The sequence below is a fragment of the Mesorhizobium sp. M0618 genome (assembly GCF_040320765.1).
GTDB lineage: Bacteria > Pseudomonadota > Alphaproteobacteria > Rhizobiales > Rhizobiaceae > Mesorhizobium.
Genome location: NZ_JAMYQH010000010.1, coordinates 59,182 through 78,948, shown reverse-complemented (window position 1 = coordinate 78,948; position 19,767 = coordinate 59,182). Strand labels below are relative to the sequence as shown.

The window sequence follows — 19,767 nt, the reverse complement described above, 5'->3', positions numbered from 1 at the left end:
ACAAGAATTGACATTTTCGCGATCATCGCCCTAACCGCTGAATCGCGGCATAAAGCAGGCGAATGGCGGATTTTGTTGCACGGCGGCGGCCCCTCGCGAAACCGATTTTCGGTTTCCAGGCCGAGACGCCAGCGATATTTGGTGAAGGGAGATGGCGATGTCCATAGAGGCGACCATGGAAGACAAGCTCAATAAGGCATTTTCGCCGGACAGGCTGGTTATCATCAACGAGAGCCATCTCCATGCCGGTCACCACCATCACGGCTCCGACCACCACGGCACTTACGACGGCACCGGCGAGACGCATTTTCGCGTCCGCGTCGTCGCTTCCGCCTTTGCCGGCATGAGCCGCATCGACCGTCACCGCGCCGTCAATGAATTGCTTGCCGATGAATTGAAGGCCGGCGTGCACGCGCTGGCGATCGAACCGGCGGCTCCCGGCGAAAAGACCCGCTGGTAGCTCGGTTCCGCCTATCGTTTTTCGCCGCGCTCAGAGCACCGCTTCGATGAGGAACGGCCCGCGCCGTGACAGCGCGCTGTCCAGCAGCGCCTCGAAGCGCTCGCAGGTCTCGGCGCGGGCCGCCTCCACGCCCATGCCTTTGGCCAGCGACACCCAGTCGAGCGAGGGATAGTCGAGGTCGAGCATGCGCCTGGCGTTCTCGCCGATGGCGCCGACGCCGACATTCTTCATCTCGCCATGCAGGATCGCATAGGTTCGGTTGGAAAACACGATCGTCACCACGTCGAGCTTTTCCCGCGCCTGCGTCCACAATCCCTGCACCGTGTACATCCCGCTGCCATCGGCCTCGAGATTGATCACCTTGCGGTCCGGACAGGCGATTGCCGCCCCGGTCGCCATCGGGATGCCGCCGCCGATCGATCCGCCCGTGCCCATCATGTAGTCGTGCGGCGCTGCAAAGGCCGACAGCGCGAAGAAACGCCTGGCCGAGGTGACCGCTTCATCGCAAATGATCGCATCGGCCGGCAGTTTGCGCGCCACCGACAGCGCGATCGCATCTTCCGTCAGCTTGCCGCTCGGCGTTGCCTCGTCGGGAAAAGCGGCCGCGACGACCTGTCGTTTCGGCGGCTTGATGCCAAGTTCGTCGCGAAGCGCCTCCAGCGCCGCATGCAGATCTTCGCCATGGGCGGCCAGTGTCAGCACCTCGCAGCCTTCCCGAACGAGCCGTCCCGGTTTTCCCGGATAGGCGAAGAAGGCAACCGGCTCCTTCGCGCCGACCAGGATCAGAACATCGACATCCCTGAGCACAGCCATCGCCGCGTCGACCGGATAGGGGATGCGGGCCGGCGCGACACGCCCGCGCCCGCGTTGCATCCGTGCGATCAGAACCTCGCCGAACAGCCGGACGTCGCTGCCCGTCGAGATTTGCCCGGCGATGGCGAGCGCATCGGCGCGTGCGGCCTTTCCGCGAACGATCATGCCTGCCCGGCCCGGAGCGGCACGGATCGCCGCGGCGACCTTGCGCACGGCGTCCATATCGACGGCCGGCGCTGGCACCAGCTTCACCTTGCCGACCGAAACCGCGTCGACTTCGCCCCAGGCGGCATCCGCCGGCAGGATCATCGTCGCGACGCCGGGTGGTGTCAGCGAGGCGCGAAAGGCTGCTTCAGCTGCCGGCGCGATATCGGCCGGGCCCTTGACGCGGCCGACCCAGTTAGACATCGGCGCCGCAAGGCTTTCAATATCGCTGGTGAGCGGGGCATCGAGCGGCAGATGGTAAGAGGCGTGGTCGCCGACGATGTTGATTATCGGGCTGAAGGCACGCCGGGCATTGTGCATGTTGGCGAGACCGTTGGCCAGGCCGGGACCGGTATGCAGCAGCGTCGCGGCCGGCCGATCGGTCATCCGCGCATAGCCATCGGCGGCCCCGGTCACCACCCCCTCGAACAGCCCGAGCACGCAACGCATTTTCGGCTTGCGGTCAAGTGCTGCAACGAAGTGCATTTCGGAGGTGCCGGGATTGGCGAAGCAGACTGTCACATCATTGGCCAGAAGCACGTCACACAGGACATCGGCGCCGTTCATGCAATTCCCTCCCGCTCACGATCGAAGAGCACTTGCACCCAGGCGCGCCCGCACAGCAATGTCCCGCCGCCACTTTTGATCTGATCCAGTGCCGTAAAGATCAGCCAACCGTCGATTTCAGGAATGCCAGCGCGGCCGCGGTCAGCGCGTCGCCATCCTCGCCGAAATCCCGATTGATCGACATATGCGTGTAGGCGCTGCCGTCGAACAGCGTAACCTTGGTGCCCGTCGCGCGCAGGCGCTCGGCAAAGGCCTTGGAGTCCTCGCCGCGGCCAGGGGCGCGCGAATAGGCAATGAAAGTCGGCGGGTGCCTGCGGCCGTCGACATGGCTGGCCGGCGACAGTGCCGCCCATTGCGCGGGATCGGAAAAGACGCGGGCATAGGCCCGCACCATGCCGCCCTTCTTGGCAAGTGCTGCAAGATCATAGGCCCTGGTATCGTCGAGAATGAGCGCAGCTATGCCGGGCAACCCGCCGCGCATGCCGGTCAGCGCAATCAGATGGCAGCCGGCCGAATGGCCCATGCCGACGATGCGGTTGGGATCGCCGCCATGCCGGGCGATGTTGGCCCTGATGTAGGCGTAGGCCTTTTCGACGTCACCGGCCTGGGTGGCGACATCGGCCTGCGGCAACATGCGGTAATCGATAGAGACGAAGCAGAAGCCGTTGGCGAGCAGGAAGGCCGGTTTGGCGTCGACCTGACTGCGTTTGCCAAACTGCCAGGTGCCGCCATGAACGAAAAACACGACCGGCAGGTCCATTGCACCATCGGGCGCATAGATGTCGAGCTTGGCCGGCCCGTAGTCTAAGGTTTTTGGCGTGGGTCGGCGTGTTTCCGACGCGGCCGATGCTTCCAATGGCAGCATCGCCGCCACCGAGGCCATGATCAGGCTTCGTCGATCGATCATCACTGTCTCCTGACGAGGCAAGACTGCACGCGGCGGCCCCAGCCGCCCAGTCAGGGATTCGCCACACACCCGCTACCCGCGCTGAATACCGCTCCGCACCGAGCGCCTTGATCCCGGAGTGGCCTCAAATCCTTATGATCGTAGCCACCTCTTCACATGAAGGGAACAAACGGTACCCCCCGACAGTTGAATGCGAGGTGAGCCGAATGGAAGCCACAGCGGCTCCGAGGGCAAAAGCATCATGCGAGAGAACCAGTCTGACGTCTTCGATCTGTTTTCGGAAATTTACACCAACGCGACGCAGGAAGAGATCAGCATCCAGCAATATCTCCTTGCCTGCCGCGAGGACAAGTCGATGTATGCCTCAGCGCCTGAACGGATGGTCGAGGCGATCGGCGAGCCGAACCTGGTCGACACCAGCAAGGATGAGCGGCTCGGCCGCATATTCTCCAACCGGACCCTGAAAGTGTACCCCTCCTTTGCCGATTTCTATGGCATGGAGGACACAATCGAGCGCATCGCCGGCTATTTTCGCTATGCGTCGCAGGGGCTCGAGGAACGCAAGCAAATCCTCTATTTGCTCGGCCCGGTCGGCGGCGGCAAATCGTCCCTTGCCGAGCGGCTGAAGAAGTTGATGGAGCAGCGCCCGATCTACACGCTGAAGGTCGGCAACCAGGTCAGCCCGGTTTTCGAATCGCCGCTGGGCCTTTTCCATCCCGATCGCATGGGCGACCTGCTGGAGGATAAATACGGCATTGCCCGACGCCGGTTGAATGGGCTCATTTCGCCATGGGCGGCCAAGCGCCTCGATGAACTCTCCGGCGACATTTCCAAGTTCAGCGTCGTCAAGCTGATGCCTTCGCGACTGCGCCAGATCGGCATCGCCAAGACCGAGCCCGGCGACGAGAACAATCAGGACGTTTCGGCCCTGGTTGGCAAGGTAGATATCCGGCAATTGGAAAATTTCAGCCAATCCGATCCGGACGCCTATTCCTATAGTGGCGGACTGAACCGGACCACCCAGGGCCTGCTTGAATTCGTCGAAATGTTCAAGGCGCCTATCAAGGTCCTGCATCCGCTGCTGACCGCCACCCAGGAAGGCAGCTACAACGGCACCGAAAATTTCGGCGCCTTTCCCTATCAGGGGATCATCGTGGCTCATTCCAACGAGTCGGAATGGCTGCAGTTCAAGAACAACAAGAACAATGAGGCTTTTCTCGATCGCATCCTCGTGGTCAAGGTGCCGTATTGCCTGCGGATAACCGAAGAGCGGCAGATCTACGAGAAACTGCTGCGGGAGAGCGAATTGGCCGCCAGTCCCTGCGCTCCAGAGGTGCTGGACATCCTCAGCCGGTTTACCGTCTCGACCCGGTTGGCCGAGCACGACAATTCGCCGCTCTACACCAAGATGCGCGCCTATGATGGCGAGAACCTCAAGGAAGTCGACCCCAAGGCCAAGTCGGTTCAGGAATATCGGGACGCCGCGGGCGTCGACGAGGGCATGGCCGGCGTCAGCACGCGCTTTGCCTTCAAGATCCTGTCGCAGACCTTCAACTATGACACCGAAGAGGTGGCCGCCGACCCCGTGCATCTCATGTACATCCTGGAGGAGGCAATCAAGCGCGAACAGTTTCCGAAGGAGACGGAAGCCGCCTATCTGGAGTTCATCAAGTCCGAGCTGGCCGCGCGGTATGCCGAATTCATCGGCCATGAGATCCAGAAAGCCTATCTGGAATCGTACAGCGAGTACGGCCAGAATCTTTTCGACCGCTACATCGCCTATGCCGACGCCTGGATCGAAGACCAGGACTACAAGGATCCCGACACCGGCCAGATCCTCAACCGCGAGGTTTTGGACAACGAGCTTTCGCAGGTCGAAAAACCGGCCGGCATCGCCAATCCCAAGGACTTCCGCAACGAGGTGGTGAAATTCACGCTGCGCGCCCGTGCAAGAAACCATGGCCGCAACCCGGCGTGGACAAGTTACGAAAAGCTGCGGGAAGTCATCGAGAAACGCATGTTCGGCCAGGTCGAGGACCTCCTGCCGGTGATCAGTTTCGGCTCCAAGCAGGACAGCGTCACGGAAAAGCGGCACAATGAATTCGTGCAGCGGATGGTCGAGCGCGGCTACACCGAGCGGCAGGTTCGTCGCCTTGTGGACTGGTACATGCGGGTGAACAGGGCGGGTTAGAGAACCCGGATGGTTCCATGCCGATCTTCATCGACCGCCGCCTGAACCCGAAAGACAAGAGTCTCGGCAATCGCCAGCGCTTCCTCCGACGCGCGCGCGAGGAATTGAAGCGGAGCATACGCGACCAGATCCGCACCGGCAGGATTGCCGACGCGGATTCCGAGCACGCCGTGCGCATGCCCGAAAGAGGCACAAGCGAGCCGAGCTTCAACAACGCCGGCGACACCGGCAGGCGTCAGCACATCTTGCCGGGCAACAGGCATTTCTCCGCCGGAGACCTGATCCCCAAGCCCGGCGGAGGCGGCGGGGGAGCATCGTCCCCGGGAAACAAGGCATCAGAGGACGACTTTCGTTTCGTACTGTCGCGCGAGGAAGTGCTCGATCTGTTCTTCGAGGATCTCGAGCTCCCGGACATGGTCAAGCTCAACCTCAAGGAGATCCTTGCCTTCAAGCCGCGCAGAGCCGGCTTCGCCGCCACCGGTTCGCCGACCAACATCAATGTCGGCCGCACGATGCGCAACAGCCACGGCCGCCGCATTGCGCTGAGGCGCCCCAAGCAGGTCGAACTGGATGTCCTCCTCGAGGAAATCGCCTCGCTCGAGTCGGCGCCATCCAGCGTCGACGCGCGCCAGCGTATCGCGGCATTGCGCGAAGAGCTTGACCGGCTGGAACGACGCCGCCGCCGGATTGCCTATGTCGATCCGGTCGACATCCGCTTCAACCGCTTCGATTCCCGGCCGGTGCCGAACGCCAATGCCGTCATGTTCTGTCTGATGGACGTGTCCGGGTCCATGGGCGAGCGCGAGAAGGATCTGGCCAAGCGTTTCTTCGTGCTGCTGCACCTGTTCTTGAAACGACGCTACGACCGCATCGAGATTGTCTTCATCCGCCACACGCACCTGGCTCAGGAGGTCGACGAGGAGACATTTTTCTACAACACCCAAAGCGGCGGCACCGTCGTTTCCACCGCGCTGGAGGAAATGCACCGTATTATCGCCAGCCGTTACCCGGCCCACGACTGGAACATCTATGCCGCCCAGGCCTCGGACGGCGACAATTTCGCCGGCGATTCGGAGCGATGCATTTCGCTGCTCAACGGCGAACTCATGCGGCTGTGCCAATATTTTGCCTATGTCGAGATCATCGACGAGCGTGAAGCCCATATTTTCGGCTCGACCGAAAACGGGACGTCGCTGTGGCGTGCCTATAACGCCATCGACCAGAAGTGGCCGAACTTCCAGATGAGCCGCATCGCCACACCCGCCGATATCTACCCGGTCTTTCGCCAGCTCTTCGGCAGGCAGCCGGCCTCCCTCAAGAGAGCGTGAGGGTTCCCGATGGCCAGACAAGCGAGCAAATCCAGTCTGCTTTTCTCAGGGTCAGACTGGGATTTCAAAACATTGTCGCGGGCCTATGACGCGATCGAGGCACTTGCGGTCGAAGAGCTTCATCTGGACACCTATCCCGTTCAGATGGAGATCATCTCGTCGCAACAAATGCTCGACGCCTATTCGTCCATCGGCATGCCATTGATGTACCGTCACTGGTCTTTCGGCAAACATTTCCTCCACCAGGATCTGCTCTATCGCAAAGGCGGGCGAGGGCTTGCCTATGAACTGGTCATCAATTCCAATCCCTGCATCGTCTATCTGATGGAGGAAAACACCATGGCCCTGCAGGCCTTGGTGACGGCCCATGCAGCGCTCGGGCACAATCATTTCTTCAAGAACAATCAGCTGTTCAAACAGTGGACGGATGCGGGTGCGATCCTCGGCTACCTGGACTTCGCCAAGGGCTACATAGTCCGTTGCGAGGAGCGGCACGGCCTCGCCGCCGTCGAGGCTGTTCTCGATTCCGCTCACGCGCTGATGGATCAGGGCGTGTTTCGCTATCACCGGCCGCCGAGGCTGTCGTCGGAACGGCAACGCGAAGGAATTCGCGAGCGTCTCGAATACGAGGAGCGCTCCTACAACGACTTGTGGCGTACGCTGCCGCCTTCCCAGCAAGCGACCAACGAAAAGGGCCAGGACCCGGAGCGGAAGAAATCGCTAAACCTTCCTGAGGAAAACCTGCTCTATTTCCTGGAAAAGAACAGCCCGGTCCTGGAGCCCTGGCAGCGTGAGATCATCAGGATCGTCCGCGTCATCGCGCAATATTTTTACCCGCAACGGCAAACACAGGTGATGAACGAGGGCTGTGCCACTTTCGTGCACTATACGCTGATGAACATGCTGTTCGACCGCGGCCAGATCAGCGAAGGCGCCATGCTCGAAATCCTGCGCAATCATTCCAACGTGGTCTTTCAGCCGGCGTTCGACGATCCGCGTTTTTCAGGCATCAACCCCTATGCTCTCGGCCTCGACATGATGCAGGACATTCAGCGCATCTCGACCAAACCCACGGCCGAGGACCGCGATTGGTTTCCCGACATCGCCGGCCAGGGCAACTGGCGCGAGGTCCTGCTTGACGCATGGGCCGATCATCGCGACGAATCCTTCATCCGCCAGTACCTCAGTCCGGCCTTGATCCGGAAATGGCGGTTTTTTGTGCTCGGCGACGCTGCCGACCAACCGCATTGTCAGGTCACCTCGATCCACGACGAGCGCGGCTACCGCAAGATACGCGACGCGCTCGCCAACAGTTACGATCTCGGCGCGAACCGGCCGGACATTCAGGTGGTGGATGTCGATCTGCTCGGCGACCGCCATTTGCGGCTGCAGCACAAGGTCAATGACGGCATCCTTCTCGAGGATGCCAGCCGCGACGCCACGCTTCGTCACATTCGCAGGCTTTGGGGCTATGAAGTCAGCTTGGCGGCCATAGATGCCGAGACCGGCGCGACGATCCACGAACGCTCGACCAGCCAGATCGCCGGATGACGTGCCCCGGCCTCCCTGCGCGTATCAGGTGTCGCCGGCTGGCCTGATCCTCAGCCTTGCGATCCGGTTCTTGTCGCGTTTCATGACGACGAAGCGCTTGCCGTGGAACGTAAAAGCCTGCTTCTCCTCGGGGATCGATTGCGTCTCGTGGATGACGAGGCCGGCAATGGTGGTGGCCTCCTCATCCGGCAGGTTCCAGTCGAGAGCCCGGTTGAGGTCACGGATGGGCACCGTACCGTCGACGACGACGGAGCCGTCGGCCTCCTGCTTGACGCCCTGTATGTCGACATCATGCTCGTCGGCGATCTCGCCGACGATCTCCTCGATAATGTCCTCCAGCGTCACCAGCCCTTCGACCTCGCCATATTCGTCGACCACGACGGCGAAATGCGCCTTGCGGCGAAGGAAGGCGTTGAGCTGTTCCTGCAAGGTCGTGGTGTCGGGCACGAACCAGGGTTTCGAGGCGATCTTCATCACGTCGATCCGGGAGAAATCGTTGCCGACTTCGTTCAAGGCGCGCAGCAGATCCTTTGCATGCAGCACGCCGACGATGTTGTCGAGCGAGCCTTTCCACAGCGGCATGCGGGTGTGCGGGCTTTGCAAAATCTCGCGCACCACCGCTTCCGGCGCATTGTCCGCATTGACCGAACGCATGTTGGTGCGGTGGACCATGACGTCGGAGACTTCCAGCTCGGCGAGATCGAACAGCCCGCCGACGCGGTCGCGATCCTCGCGCACCACCTGGCCGTCGCGGCGGAAATCGTCGACCGCACCGCGCAATTCGTCCTGGCTGGAACGCTGCGGCTCGATGCGCGAAAGCTCGTATCCGAACATGGCAAGCAGGCGCGTGCGCACGGCAACGAGCAGCGCGATGAGGATGGCGAGGACGGCGACGACGATCCAGCCGGGCTCGTTGGTCATCTCGGCCGCATCTTCTGCTGGTCAGGATGGTTTTCTGTCAGAAACGACAGCACTTCCGATGCCGGAACATCTTTGGCAATGAAAGCCTGGCCGATGCCCCGCGTCAGGATGAAGGTCAGCGCGCCGCGTGACACCTTCTTGTCCTGGGTGATGAAGGCCAGCAGAGCCTCGGCGTCAGGCAATTCGCCCGGGATGTCGGCTATCCGCCAAGGCAGGCCGACGGCGCGCAGATGCGACTCGACGCGCGCGGCATCGTCGGGGCTGGCCAGATTGAGCCGTGACGAGAACCGGTAGGCCAGCGCCATGCCGATTGCGACGCCTTCGCCATGGACGAGGCGGCTTCCGTCATATTGGGTGGCGGCTTCCAGCGCGTGGCCGAATGTGTGGCCGAGATTGAGCAACGCGCGGTCGCCGGTCTCGAATTCGTCGCGCGCAACCACGTCCGCCTTGGCGCGGCAGGCTTCGGCAATCGCCTGCGTCCTCTCCGGCCCGCCGGCGAACACCTTTGCCCAGTTCTCTTCCAGCCAGGCGAAAAATTCCGGCCGGTTGATGAGCCCGTATTTGGCGAGTTCGGCATAGCCGGCGCGGAATTCGCGGATCGGCAGCGTGTCGAGCACCCCGGTGTCGGCCAACACCAGTTTCGGCTGATGGAAGACGCCGACAAGGTTCTTGCCGCGTGGGCTGTTGATGCCGGTCTTGCCGCCGACCGAGGAATCGACCTGAGCCAGCAGCGAGGTCGGGATCTGCACGAAATTCATCCCGCGCCGCACAATGCCGGCGGCAAAGCCGGCAAGGTCGCCAATAACGCCGCCGCCGAAGGCGATGACGATGTCGCCGCGCTCCAGTTTCGCAGCCAGCACACCGTCGACCACCTCTTCGAGACGGGCAAAACTCTTGGTCTTCTCGCCGGGCGGCAACGTGATCACGGCGGTCTGGATGCCGCCCGTTTCGAGGCTGGCCTGAAGGGCAGCGAGATGCGCTGCCGCGACATTGGCGTCGGTGACGACCGCGGCGCGCGTGCCCGGCAGCCGGCGCGCAATCTCCGCGCCCGCGCGGGCCAACAACCCCGAGCCGATCAGAATGTCATAGGTCCGATCGCCAAGGCCTACTTCGACGACAACGGGTGCATCGATGCTCACGATTCCACCTCGCCCGCCGCCGTCGTCTCATCGATGCCGAAATGCCGGCACAGCGCGTCCACCACCTCGGTCGCGATGACTTCCTTGCGGTCGTCGCGGGTCGGCACGGTGACGTCCGATGTCGCGTAGACCGGATAGCGCTCCCCCATCAGCCGTTCCAGCACGGCACGGGGGTCAGCACTTTTCAGGAGCGGCCGGTTCTGCTTCTTGGAGACGCGGTCCATCAGAAGGTCGAGTTCGGCCTTCAGCCATACCGACACGCCCTGCGCTGCGATCGCCTCGCGCGTCTGCGCATTCATGAAGGCGCCGCCGCCGGTCGACAGCACCTGCGGGCCGTTTTCCAGCACGCGCAGGATGACGCGCTGCTCCAGCGCCCGGAATTCGGTCTCGCCGTAGCGCTCGAACAGTTCCGGAACGGTCATGCGCGAGACGCTTTCGATCTCCTGGTCGCTGTCGATGAAGGGCAGCGCCAGCATCGTTGCCACCTTGCGGCCGATCGCCGTCTTGCCAGCGCCCATCAATCCGACGAAGACGACGGAACGGCTGCCCAGCCGGCCAAGCAACGCGGCGTGGGTCTCGTCTGGAGGATTTGCTGGCAGCGCGTTCATCGGATGTTTCGAAGGCCCTCTTTGCCGGCGTATCGACATGAAAAGCCCGTTTGCGTCAAGCGTGGCAAGCGCCTTGAACCCGATATGGACCGGCATGGTCTGCATCAGAAGTTGCTAACAGGCCTCAGCTTCTTCCTTGAATTGGCCGGATTGGCGTCCCATAAGGGGACAGGGTTTGGAAACGCAGAACAAGAAGACGGGCGAAAATTGATGCCGACACTGTTTCGCTTTGTCGTGGTAACAGCGATTCTGGCTGGCATTGCCTATGGTACGATGTTCGCACTGGTGATGTTCGTCGAGCCAAAGAAGGGGGAAATGAGCGTGCGCATCCCCCCGGAAAAGCTCAATCCCAAGAAAAGCTGAATGACAAGACAGGCTGAATGAACAGCGCCGCCCGCATCGAAGCCTTTCTGGAAATGATGAGCGCCGAGCGGGGCGCGGCCGAAAACACGCTTTCCTCCTACCGCCGCGACCTCGAGGACGCTTCTGGCGCGATCGATGGCGGGCTGGCCACTGCCGCCGCCGCCGATATCCGCGCCTATCTCGACGACATTGCCGCCCGCGGCTTTGCAGCCACCTCGCAGGCGCGCAAACTGTCGGCGATCCGCCAGTTCTTCAAATTCCTCTACGCCGAAGGCCTGCGCGGCGATGACCCGACCGGCACGCTGGACAGTCCGAAAAAGGGCCGCCCGCTGCCCAAGACGATGAGCGAGGCCGACACCGGCCGGCTGATCGACCGTGCGGCGCTTGAAGCCGGCGATGTCTCGTCGGGCGATGGGGACAGCCTGGCATCACTGCGCCTGCATGCGCTGGTCGAGGTGCTTTACGCCACCGGCCTGCGCGTTTCCGAGCTGGTCGGCCTGCCGGTGACGGTGGCGCAGCGCGACGACCGTTTCTTCATGGTGCGCGGCAAGGGCGACAAGGAGCGCATGGTGCCGCTGTCCGCCAAGGCACGCGCGGCGATGAAGAGCTGGCTTGCCGCCCGTGCCAAGGTGCCCGCCTTTGCCGACAGTCCGTTCCTGTTTCCGGCCGCCTCCGACAGCGGCTATCTCTCGCGCCAGGTCTTCGCGCGTGACCTGAAAGGGCTGGCGGCAAGGGCCGGCATCGCCTCGGCGAAGATCTCGCCGCACGTGCTGCGCCATGCTTTCGCCAGCCATCTCCTGCAGAACGGCGCCGATCTCCGGGCCGTGCAGCAATTGCTTGGCCATGCCGACATATCGACCACACAGATTTACACCCATGTGCTGGAAGAGCGGCTGGTGCGGTTGGTCAACGATCATCATCCGCTTGCCGACTAGGCCTCATATCGCTATGTGAGGACGACATTTCACCGCCCGGAGCCTTGGATTCAAGGGTTCCGTCAGCCACTGCCTTCCGACGTATCGGTCCGCTCACGCATGTATAATTACCTCGACTTCGAAAAGCCGGTGCAGGACCTCGAGGGCAAGATCCTCGAGCTGAAGAAGCTTGCCGAGAACGGCGAGGCGGTCGATGTCGGCGACGAGATCAGCCGTCTCGAGAAGCGCTCCCGCGACGCGCTGCGCGACGCCTACAAGGCGCTGACGCCGTGGCAGAAGGTGCAGGTGGCGCGCCATCCCGACAGGCCGCATTGCGTCGACTATATCAAGGGCCTGTTCACCGATTTCACGCCGCTGGCCGGCGACCGCAATTTCGGTGAGGACCAGGCGATCGTCGGCGGTTTCGCCCGTTTCCGCGGCGAACCCATTGCCATCATCGGCCAGGAAAAAGGTTCCGACACAGCCAGCCGCCTGAAGCACAATTTCGGATCGGTTCGCCCGGAGGGCTACCGCAAGGCGGTACGGCTGATGGAACTGGCCGACCGCTTCAAGATCCCGCTGCTGACGCTGGTCGACACGGCTGGCGCCTATCCCGGTGTCAACGCTGAAGAGCGCGGCCAGGCGGAGGCTATCGCCCGTTCAACCTCGACCTGCCTCGGCCTGAAAGTACCGTCGATCTCGGTGGTTATCGGCGAAGGCGGTTCGGGCGGAGCCATTGCCATCGCCACCGCCAATCGCGTCTACATGCTCGAACACGCCATCTATTCGGTGATTTCGCCGGAAGGCGCCGCCTCTATCCTGTGGCGCGACACGACGCGATCGAAGGATGCGGCAACCAACATGAAGATCACCGCGCAGGACCTTCTGGAGCTGAAGATCATCGACGCCATCATCCCCGAGCCGCTCGGCGGCGCGCATCGCGGCGCCGAAACCGTGATCGGCGCGACCGGAGACCTCATCGCCAGGACGATGAAGGACTTTGCCGGCGCCAACACCGATTTCCGCGAGCAGCGCCGCGAAAAATACCTGGCCATGGGCCGCAGTCTCTGACCGCATGCAGCCTTGGCGGCCACAATGTGGCGGAGCGGAGCATTTTTGCCACAAAAATGCCGCTGCATTCGGCTCAATGAGACTGCCGCAGGGGGATGCGTCGGCACTTGCGGTAAGGAATTTGTTAGGGTTAACGGGCTTAGGGTCCGTCGATGCGCAGTGCAGCAGCCGGGGCAGGAAACGTCCTGGCGCCAGAGAAAAGACGATATCCGCAGCCATGTTTATCAAGCTTGCCCGCACCGGAATCCTGCTCGCCGCCCTCGGCGTTGCCGGCTGCAACAATTCGTCGATGAAGGATTTCGCGCCGGAGGCCAACAAGCCGCTGCCCGACAAGATCCTCGCCGACATGAGAGCCAAGGGCATGGTCCGCACCTCGTCGGTGATGGCTCGTATCTTCAAGGAAGAAGGCAAGCTCGAGATCTGGAAGGCCAAGACCAACGGCCGCTACGACATGGTCGCCAGCTACGACATCTGCAAATGGTCGGGCAAGCTCGGGCCGAAATACACAGAAGGCGACCGCCAGGCGCCGGAAGGCTTCTACACGGTGCGCCCGGCGCAGATGAATCCGCGCTCGAACTACCATTTGTCCTTCAACATCGGCTATCCCAACGCCTATGACCGCGCCAATGGCCGTACCGGCTCCAATTTGATGGTGCACGGCGCCTGTTCGTCGTCGGGCTGCTATTCGATGACCGATGCGCAGATCGAGCAGATCTATGCCTTCGGCCGCGATGCTTTCCAGGGCGGCCAGACCGAGTTCCAGATCCAGGCGTTTCCGTTCCGCATGACTGCCGCCAACATGGCGCGCTACCGCAACGACCCCAATTACGACTTCTGGAAGATGCTGAAGGTCGGCTACGACAATTTCGAGATCACCAAGGTGCCGCCGAAGGTCGATGTCTGCGAGAAGCGTTATGTCTTCAACCAGGTTGCCGCCGACGGTCAGACATTCGACCCGACCGGCGCTTGCCCGGCGACGACGCAGCCTGATTCGCTGAAGAGCGCCTACAATTCCTACATGAGCACCTACGACGCGGCATTCAGCGGCGCGGTCAAGGCCAGCGTGCCGGCGCCCAAGCCGACCATCGCCGGTATCAAGGAAGCCAGCATCGTCTCCGACTGGTCCAAGCGCCGCGCACGCGGCGAACGCGTGCCGATCGATCCGCCGTCGCTCAACAATGACGGCTCGGTCACCGAGACGGCACGCATGGGCCGCATCGATTCGCCCGCTGGCCGCAAGATGGCGGCCCTCGACGCCGAAAAGGCGGCCAAGCAGAAGGCCGAGGAGCAGAGGCTCGCTGCCATAGAGGCGGCCAAGCAAGCCAAGGAAGCCGCCAAGGCTCAGGCTCTGGCCGAAAAGGAGGCCGAAAAGGCCGCCAAGGAAGCCCCTGTCGCCACCGCGACCATCGCGGCCCCTTCGGAAGCGGCACCGATGGCTGAGACGCAAGCGGCGAGTGCCGACGAGAGCCGCGTGACGAAGCTGAAGAACAAGCTGCTCGGCATGTTCGGCGGTTGATTTCGCCCGTGGATGATCGCGCCGCTATTTATGACCTCAAGGGGCTGAACTGCCCCTTGCCCGTGCTCAAGGCCAAGAAGCGCTTGGCCGGGATGCAACCGGGCAGCCGGCTGTGGCTCGAAACCACCGACCCGCTCGCCGTCATAGATATTCCGGCATTCTGCTCCGAGAGTGGCCACCAGTTGATTGAAACGGCGGCGGTCTCCGGCGGCCATCGCTTTCTGATCGAGCGCGGCGAACAGCAATCGTAGAGTTCAACGCCCGGCAATCGCCAGCGGGTTGTTTTCCAGCGCGGCGCGGTCGGGCGTGTCGATCGACGGCCGGTTGGTGAAGGCGGCGAACAGCCTGCGGATATAATCTTCGGGCATATCGAGCGTGATCAGCACCAGCCGCGTGCCGCGCTGGCCATCGGGCCAGGACGGCAATTGCACCGGCGGATGCAGGATCTTCTGCACGCCATGGATCACCAGCGGCCGCGACGGGTCTTCCCTGAGCTCGATAATTCCCTTCATGCGCAGCAGGCGCTCGCCATGCGTCGAGCGCAGCAGGTCGAGGAACATCTCGATCGCCGAAAACGGCACCGGGCCGTCATGCACCAGCGAATAGGAACGCACGCGCGAATCGTGGCGATGCCCATGGTCACGGCCATGTTCGTGATCATGCCCATCATGGTGATCATGATCATGATGATGGTGATCATGCGCGGCTTCCTCGCCAAGCCAGCGCCGCACATCGGCGGATTTGGCTGCAGGGTTGTAGAGGCCGCAGTCGAACAGCGCCGCCACGCCTGTCTCCGTGTCGCCGGCATCGAGCAGTTCGGCGCCTGGATTGATCTGCCGCAGGCGCGCCCGGAGCATTTCCAACTCATTGGGATCGGCGACCAGATCGGCTTTGCTGAGCACGATGCGATCGGCGACGGCAGCCTGCTTCACCGCCTCGACATGGGCATCGAGCGTGGCATTGCCGTTGACGGCATCGACCAGAGTGATGACGCCGTCGAGCCGGAGGGCCTGGATCAGCGCCGGATGCGCCATGATCGACTGCAGCACCGGCGCCGGGTCGGCAAGGCCGGTGGTTTCGACGATGACGCGGGCAAGCCGGGTAATGCGGCCGGTCTGCAGCCGGTCGACCAGATCGGCCAGCGTATCGACCAGTTCGCCGCGCACCGTGCAGCACAGGCAGCCGTCCGACAGCTGGATGATGCCGTCGGAAGACTGCTCGACCAGCAAATGGTCGATCGCCACCTCGCCGAACTCGTTGATGATCACCGCCGTGTCGGCCAGCGCCGGATCCTTGAGCAGCCGGTTGAGCAGCGTCGTCTTGCCGGCGCCGAGGAAACCGGTCAGCACCGAGACGGGGATCGGGAAGCCGCTCGCCATTGGCTAGTTCGCAACCTTGGCCGGCTGGTCGCCCTGTGCGGCGGAGCCGGCAATCTTCGGGCCGGTGCCGGCCGGTGCCGGCCTGTCGGGCCGCCAGCTCGGGATCGGCACGTCGGCATATTCCTGGCCGCCCTGGTCGAGGATGGCCTTCGGCGCCGGACCGGTGGCGCCGCCAAGGCCGACGGCAACCAGTGTCGGCACATGGTCGAGCTTTTCCTGATAGGGCGATTTCGGCACGTCCTTGGCGGCAACCGGCGGCGCCTCGGACTGCTCCTGCGGCGTCTTCTTCTTGCAGACCTCGTCCTGCATGTCGTTGGGCGAGACGGTGTCGCCATAGGGCGCCAGCGTGGTGACGGTGGCCGAGCCGGCGGCAGGCGCGTCAAAACCTTGATCGAGCAGTTTTGCCGCGGTCTCGGCACGTGTGACGGCCGATTTCTCGCCAAGCACCACCGCGACCAGCGTGCGCCCGTTGCGGGTCGCCGAACCGATCATGTTGAAGCCGGAGGGGCAAACAAAGCCTGTCTTCATGCCATCGGCGCCGGGATAACGGCCAATCAAGAGATTGTAGTTGGGAATAGCCTTCTTGCCGACGGCAAGGCCTTCGATCGAGAACCACGGCACATATTGCGGAAATTCGCGGCGGATCGCCATCACCAGCACGGCGAGGTCGCGCGCCGTCGTGTACTGGTCAGGCGAAAAAAGCCCATTCGGATTGACGAAATGCGTGCCGTTCATGCCGAGCCGGGCGGCCTCCGCATTCATCCGTTCGGCAAAGGCCGCCTGCGAACCGCCGACATTTTCGCCCACCGCCATGGCGATGTCGTTGGCCGATTTGACCAGCATCATCTTCAGTGCGTTGTCGAGCCGCATCACCGAGCCCGGCTTGAAGCCCATCTTGCTTGGCGGCTCCCCGGCGGAGTGCTTGGTCACCTTGATCGGCGAATCAAGCTGAACCTCGCCGGCGGCGATCGCCCGAAAGGTGACATAAGCGGTCATCAGCTTGCTCAGCGACGCCGGATACCAGCGCTTGAACGCGTCCTGATGCTGCAGGATCTTGCCGCTGCCGAGATCGAACACGACCACCGGATTGGCCAGCGCCGGCCCGGCCAGGACCGACAGCGCGATTGTGCCAGCCGAGAATAGTTTGAGGAAATGCCTGTACCGCATGATCAAATCCGAAATCGCCTCTTGCCGTAGTCGCCCCTGGCTCCGTAAGATTTCGTTACGCGATCGCCAGCATATGGTCCGACCCTCAAAAACCGGACCCATTGTTGCGGTGCTATTTACTCTATGTGACGCCAAGATGGCAAAGTGCCTGGCGATCACAATTGCAAGGCAGCGGCCAACACCCGCCGTCCCAACAGCGAGATGGAACCATTATGCCAATCCTGAACCGTGCCGCCGAAATGCAGGACGAAGTTGCCGGCTGGCGCCAGCATCTGCACCAGACGCCAGAACTGAACTTCGACGTCTTCAAGACCGCCGCCTTCGTCACCGAGAAGCTGAAGGCCTTCGGTTGCGACGATGTGGTCACCGGCCTCGGCAAGACCGGCGTGGTCGGCATCATCCGCGGCCGCCAGGGCGAAGGCCCCACAATCGGCCTGCGCGCCGACATGGACGCGCTGCCGCTCAACGAGATATCAGGCAAGCCCTACGCCTCGACCATCCCCGGCAAGATGCACGCCTGCGGCCATGACGGCCACACGGCGATGCTGCTGGGCGCGGCCAAATACCTCGCCGAGACGCGCAACTTCACCGGTTCCGTGGCGGTGATCTTCCAGCCGGCCGAAGAGGGCGGCGGCGGCGGCAACGAGATGGTCAAGGACGGCATGATGGAGCGTTTCGACATCTCCAGGGTGTTCGGCATGCACAACATGCCGGGCCTGCCTGTCGGGCAGTTCGCCATTCGCCCGGGTCCGATCATGGCGGCGACCGCCGAGTTTACCATTACCGTTAGGGGAAAGGGCGGCCACGCGGCGATGCCGCACGGCACGATCGACCCGATCGTCATCACCAGCCAGCTGGTCGGCGCCTTGCAGACGATCGCCTCGCGCAGCACCGACCCGGTCGAGGCCGTGGTGGTGTCGGTGACCAAGTTCCACGCCGGTGACGCCTACAACATCATCCCCGAAACCGCTGAAATCGCCGGCACCGTGCGCACCTTGCGCAAGGAGATCGCCAAGAAGTCCGAAGAGCGCATCCGCAGCATCTGCGACGGGCTGGCGACCGCGTTCGGGGCAAAGATCGAGGTCGACTACCAGGCAAATTACCCCGTGACCTTCAACCACGCGGAAGAGACGGTGTTTGCCGGTGATGTCGCGATGAGTGTCGCCGGCGACGCCCATGTCCACCGCGGCATCCAGCCCGTGATGGGCGGCGAGGATTTCTCCTACATGCTCGAAGCCCGCCCCGGCGCCTTCATCTTCATCGGCAATGGCGACACCGCCGGTCTCCACAACCCGGCCTACGACTTCAACGACGAGGTCATCCCGCACGGCATGAGCTACTGGGTGAAACTGGCGGAAACCGCGCTGGCCGCCTGACGGCGGCAGCGCAAAGTCGGCCGAATTGCCTTCGGCCGGCCTCTTGGCGAAACGATCCGAAGCGGCTATGTGTCTGGCCGCGTGGTCCCGTAGCTCAGTAGGATAGAGCGGCAGATTCCTAATCTGTAGGTCACAGGTTCGATTCCTGTCGGGATCACCAATCTTTTCAATCGCTTAGCGAATTGATGCCGTACTTTTTCGTCAATTAGTACGGGAATTAGTACGGCGTTTTTTGATGCTCGATTGGCAGCCACTACATGCCCCCTGCCTCGCCTTAGGGAGCGACGGCGGGGGAACACCTCCCCGCCGCGTTGGCTTTATTTGGCCGAGAGGGCCTGGGCAGCCTTCTCGATGATCCTGGCCACAGCCTTGGGCTGCGACACGTAGACCGCGTGGCTGGCAGCGACCTCGGTGACCTGCGACTTGGCACGGTCCGCCATCAATTTCTGGACACGCGGCGGGATCATCTTGTCGTTGATGGTCAACAGATAGCACGAAGGCCTTGTCTGCCAGGCCGGGTCGCTTACCTTGCCGCCCGCTCCTTCAAGGCCAAACGGCACCTGCGACGCCTGCATGAACCCGGCGAGCTGGTTGCAGACATCGCCGGCGAAAGATGTGTGGAACTTCGCCTTGTCAAGGAACAGAAAGCCGTCCACGGGCGGCAGGGTCTGCCTTCTCAGGGTTGGCCAGCATGTCGATGATTGACTGACCCTTGTCTGGAGCGAAGGCCGCGATGTAGACGAGGCCAGCAACGTTGGCGCACGTGCCGGCTTCACTGATAACGGCACCACCATAGCTGTGGCCGACCAGCACGACCTTGCCACCCATGGCGTCGATCGCACGACGGGGGAGGCGGCGTCTTCCTTGAGGGATACGGTCGGGTTCTGGACGACGCTGACGGTATAGCCGTCCTTGGTCAGGCCTTTGCACCTTTATGGCTTTCAACGGCGCCACCTAATCCGTCTCGAAAAGTACCGTCACTGCTTCAATAGGTGCATTTCTTTGTTGCAAGATCAATGGTCATGGACGGCCCCGGGAGGTAGGTAACCTATCGATTTGGTTGCGTTTTTTGTGGGCACTCAGAACTCTTCCCGTATCGCTCAGCATGGTCCCCGGACAGTCGACTGTAGCTTAATCTCGTTTGCGAACGTTCGGGGCCATGCTCTAGAACGCCGCAACGGGCTGCCTGCCGACAGTCTGCCTTCAGACAAGAAATATCGGATATCTGCCGATTGGATGCTGACGCCCAAACGGCAGGACAAGTTTTCCTGCTTGTGGATGCAGGAGCGAAC

Annotated in this window: 17 protein-coding genes, 1 tRNA gene and 1 pseudogene; 11 read left to right on the top strand and 8 right to left on the bottom strand. The window is 62.5% G+C overall.

Features of this window, described 5'->3' with window-relative positions; all coding sequences use genetic code 11:
• The first annotated feature begins 157 nt into the window (after nucleotides 1–157).
• The gene (locus NKJ04_RS13185; RefSeq protein ID WP_128304678.1) at nucleotides 158–460 is read left to right on the top strand and encodes a BolA family protein; all 303 of its coding nucleotides are present in this window, start codon (nucleotides 158–160) and stop codon (nucleotides 458–460) included.
• A 30-nt stretch (nucleotides 461–490) separates the two neighbouring features.
• On the opposite strand, the gene NKJ04_RS13180 is transcribed toward NKJ04_RS13185, so the two are convergent.
• Nucleotides 491–2,044, bottom strand: coding sequence for an acetolactate synthase large subunit (locus NKJ04_RS13180; protein WP_352675450.1), 1,554 nt, complete (start codon nucleotides 2,042–2,044; stop codon nucleotides 491–493).
• Nucleotides 2,045–2,144: 100 nt separating this feature from the next.
• Nucleotides 2,145–2,951 (bottom strand): alpha/beta hydrolase, encoded by an 807-nt coding sequence (locus tag NKJ04_RS13175; RefSeq protein WP_352554447.1) that lies wholly within the window; start codon nucleotides 2,949–2,951, stop codon nucleotides 2,145–2,147.
• A gap of 241 nt (nucleotides 2,952–3,192) precedes the next feature.
• Between NKJ04_RS13175 and NKJ04_RS13170 the strand changes: the two genes are divergently transcribed.
• The 3 genes from NKJ04_RS13170 to NKJ04_RS13160 are packed head-to-tail and all read left to right on the top strand — an operon-like array spanning nucleotide 3,193 to nucleotide 8,021.
• Nucleotides 3,193–5,142: a PrkA family serine protein kinase gene (locus NKJ04_RS13170; RefSeq protein WP_352441755.1), complete on the top strand. Its 1,950-nt coding sequence runs from the start codon at nucleotides 3,193–3,195 to the stop codon at nucleotides 5,140–5,142.
• 17 nt (nucleotides 5,143–5,159) lie between these two features.
• Nucleotides 5,160–6,470 (top strand): YeaH/YhbH family protein, encoded by a 1,311-nt coding sequence (locus NKJ04_RS13165; protein WP_352441756.1) that lies wholly within the window; start codon nucleotides 5,160–5,162, stop codon nucleotides 6,468–6,470.
• 9 nt (nucleotides 6,471–6,479) lie between these two features.
• Nucleotides 6,480–8,021 (top strand): SpoVR family protein, encoded by a 1,542-nt coding sequence (locus NKJ04_RS13160; RefSeq protein ID WP_352675447.1) that lies wholly within the window; start codon nucleotides 6,480–6,482, stop codon nucleotides 8,019–8,021.
• 24 nt (nucleotides 8,022–8,045) lie between these two features.
• Here NKJ04_RS13160 and NKJ04_RS13155 read toward each other — a convergent pair whose 3' ends face one another.
• The 3 genes from NKJ04_RS13155 to NKJ04_RS13145 are packed head-to-tail and all read right to left on the bottom strand — an operon-like array spanning nucleotide 8,046 to nucleotide 10,689.
• Complete coding sequence (locus tag NKJ04_RS13155) at nucleotides 8,046–8,942, bottom strand: HlyC/CorC family transporter (RefSeq protein ID WP_023811067.1); 897 nt, start codon at nucleotides 8,940–8,942, stop codon at nucleotides 8,046–8,048.
• Nucleotides 8,939–10,081: a 3-dehydroquinate synthase gene (gene aroB / locus NKJ04_RS13150; protein ID WP_352675445.1), complete on the bottom strand. Its 1,143-nt coding sequence runs from the start codon at nucleotides 10,079–10,081 to the stop codon at nucleotides 8,939–8,941. Before aroB ends, NKJ04_RS13155 begins: the two co-directional genes overlap by 4 nt.
• Nucleotides 10,078–10,689 carry a shikimate kinase gene (locus tag NKJ04_RS13145; RefSeq protein WP_023811065.1) on the bottom strand — a complete coding sequence of 204 codons (612 nt, stop codon included), beginning with the start codon at nucleotides 10,687–10,689 and terminating at the stop codon, nucleotides 10,078–10,080. Before NKJ04_RS13145 ends, aroB begins: the two co-directional genes overlap by 4 nt.
• Nucleotides 10,690–10,899: 210 nt before the next feature.
• Between NKJ04_RS13145 and NKJ04_RS13140 the strand changes: the two genes are divergently transcribed.
• The 5 genes from NKJ04_RS13140 to NKJ04_RS13120 all read left to right on the top strand — a co-directional run bounded on the left by NKJ04_RS13140 (nucleotide 10,900) and on the right by NKJ04_RS13120 (nucleotide 14,804).
• Nucleotides 10,900–11,052 carry a hypothetical protein gene (locus NKJ04_RS13140; RefSeq protein ID WP_013529356.1) on the top strand — a complete coding sequence of 51 codons (153 nt, stop codon included), beginning with the start codon at nucleotides 10,900–10,902 and terminating at the stop codon, nucleotides 11,050–11,052.
• Between the two features lie 17 nt (nucleotides 11,053–11,069).
• Complete coding sequence (locus NKJ04_RS13135; RefSeq protein WP_023811064.1) at nucleotides 11,070–11,987, top strand: site-specific tyrosine recombinase XerD; 918 nt, start codon at nucleotides 11,070–11,072, stop codon at nucleotides 11,985–11,987.
• Nucleotides 11,988–12,086: 99 nt separating this feature from the next.
• A complete protein-coding gene (locus tag NKJ04_RS13130; protein WP_023811063.1) occupies nucleotides 12,087–13,037 on the top strand; it encodes an acetyl-CoA carboxylase carboxyltransferase subunit alpha in 951 nt (316 codons plus the stop codon).
• A 217-nt stretch (nucleotides 13,038–13,254) separates the two neighbouring features.
• Nucleotides 13,255–14,553: a L,D-transpeptidase family protein gene (locus tag NKJ04_RS13125; RefSeq protein WP_352675441.1), complete on the top strand. Its 1,299-nt coding sequence runs from the start codon at nucleotides 13,255–13,257 to the stop codon at nucleotides 14,551–14,553.
• An 8-nt stretch (nucleotides 14,554–14,561) separates the two neighbouring features.
• Complete coding sequence (locus NKJ04_RS13120) at nucleotides 14,562–14,804, top strand: sulfurtransferase TusA family protein (protein ID WP_023811061.1); 243 nt, start codon at nucleotides 14,562–14,564, stop codon at nucleotides 14,802–14,804.
• Between the two features lie 3 nt (nucleotides 14,805–14,807).
• Here NKJ04_RS13120 and NKJ04_RS13115 read toward each other — a convergent pair whose 3' ends face one another.
• The gene (locus NKJ04_RS13115) at nucleotides 14,808–15,932 is read right to left on the bottom strand and encodes a CobW family GTP-binding protein (protein ID WP_352675438.1); all 1,125 of its coding nucleotides are present in this window, start codon (nucleotides 15,930–15,932) and stop codon (nucleotides 14,808–14,810) included.
• Nucleotides 15,933–15,935: 3 nt separating this feature from the next.
• Entirely contained in the window at nucleotides 15,936–17,099 is a 1,164-nt protein-coding gene (locus NKJ04_RS13110) for a D-alanyl-D-alanine carboxypeptidase family protein (protein ID WP_352675435.1), read from the bottom strand.
• 212 nt (nucleotides 17,100–17,311) lie between these two features.
• On the opposite strand from NKJ04_RS13110, the gene NKJ04_RS13105 reads away from it, so the two are divergent.
• A complete protein-coding gene (locus tag NKJ04_RS13105; RefSeq protein WP_352441763.1) occupies nucleotides 17,312–18,475 on the top strand; it encodes a M20 aminoacylase family protein in 1,164 nt (387 codons plus the stop codon).
• An 83-nt stretch (nucleotides 18,476–18,558) separates the two neighbouring features.
• A tRNA-Arg gene (locus NKJ04_RS13100) sits at nucleotides 18,559–18,635 on the top strand.
• 157 nt (nucleotides 18,636–18,792) lie between these two features.
• On the opposite strand, the pseudogene NKJ04_RS13095 reads toward NKJ04_RS13100, so the two are convergent.
• Nucleotides 18,793–19,303: pseudogene (locus NKJ04_RS13095) on the bottom strand (alpha/beta hydrolase).
• Nucleotides 19,304–19,767: the final 464 nt, after the last annotated feature.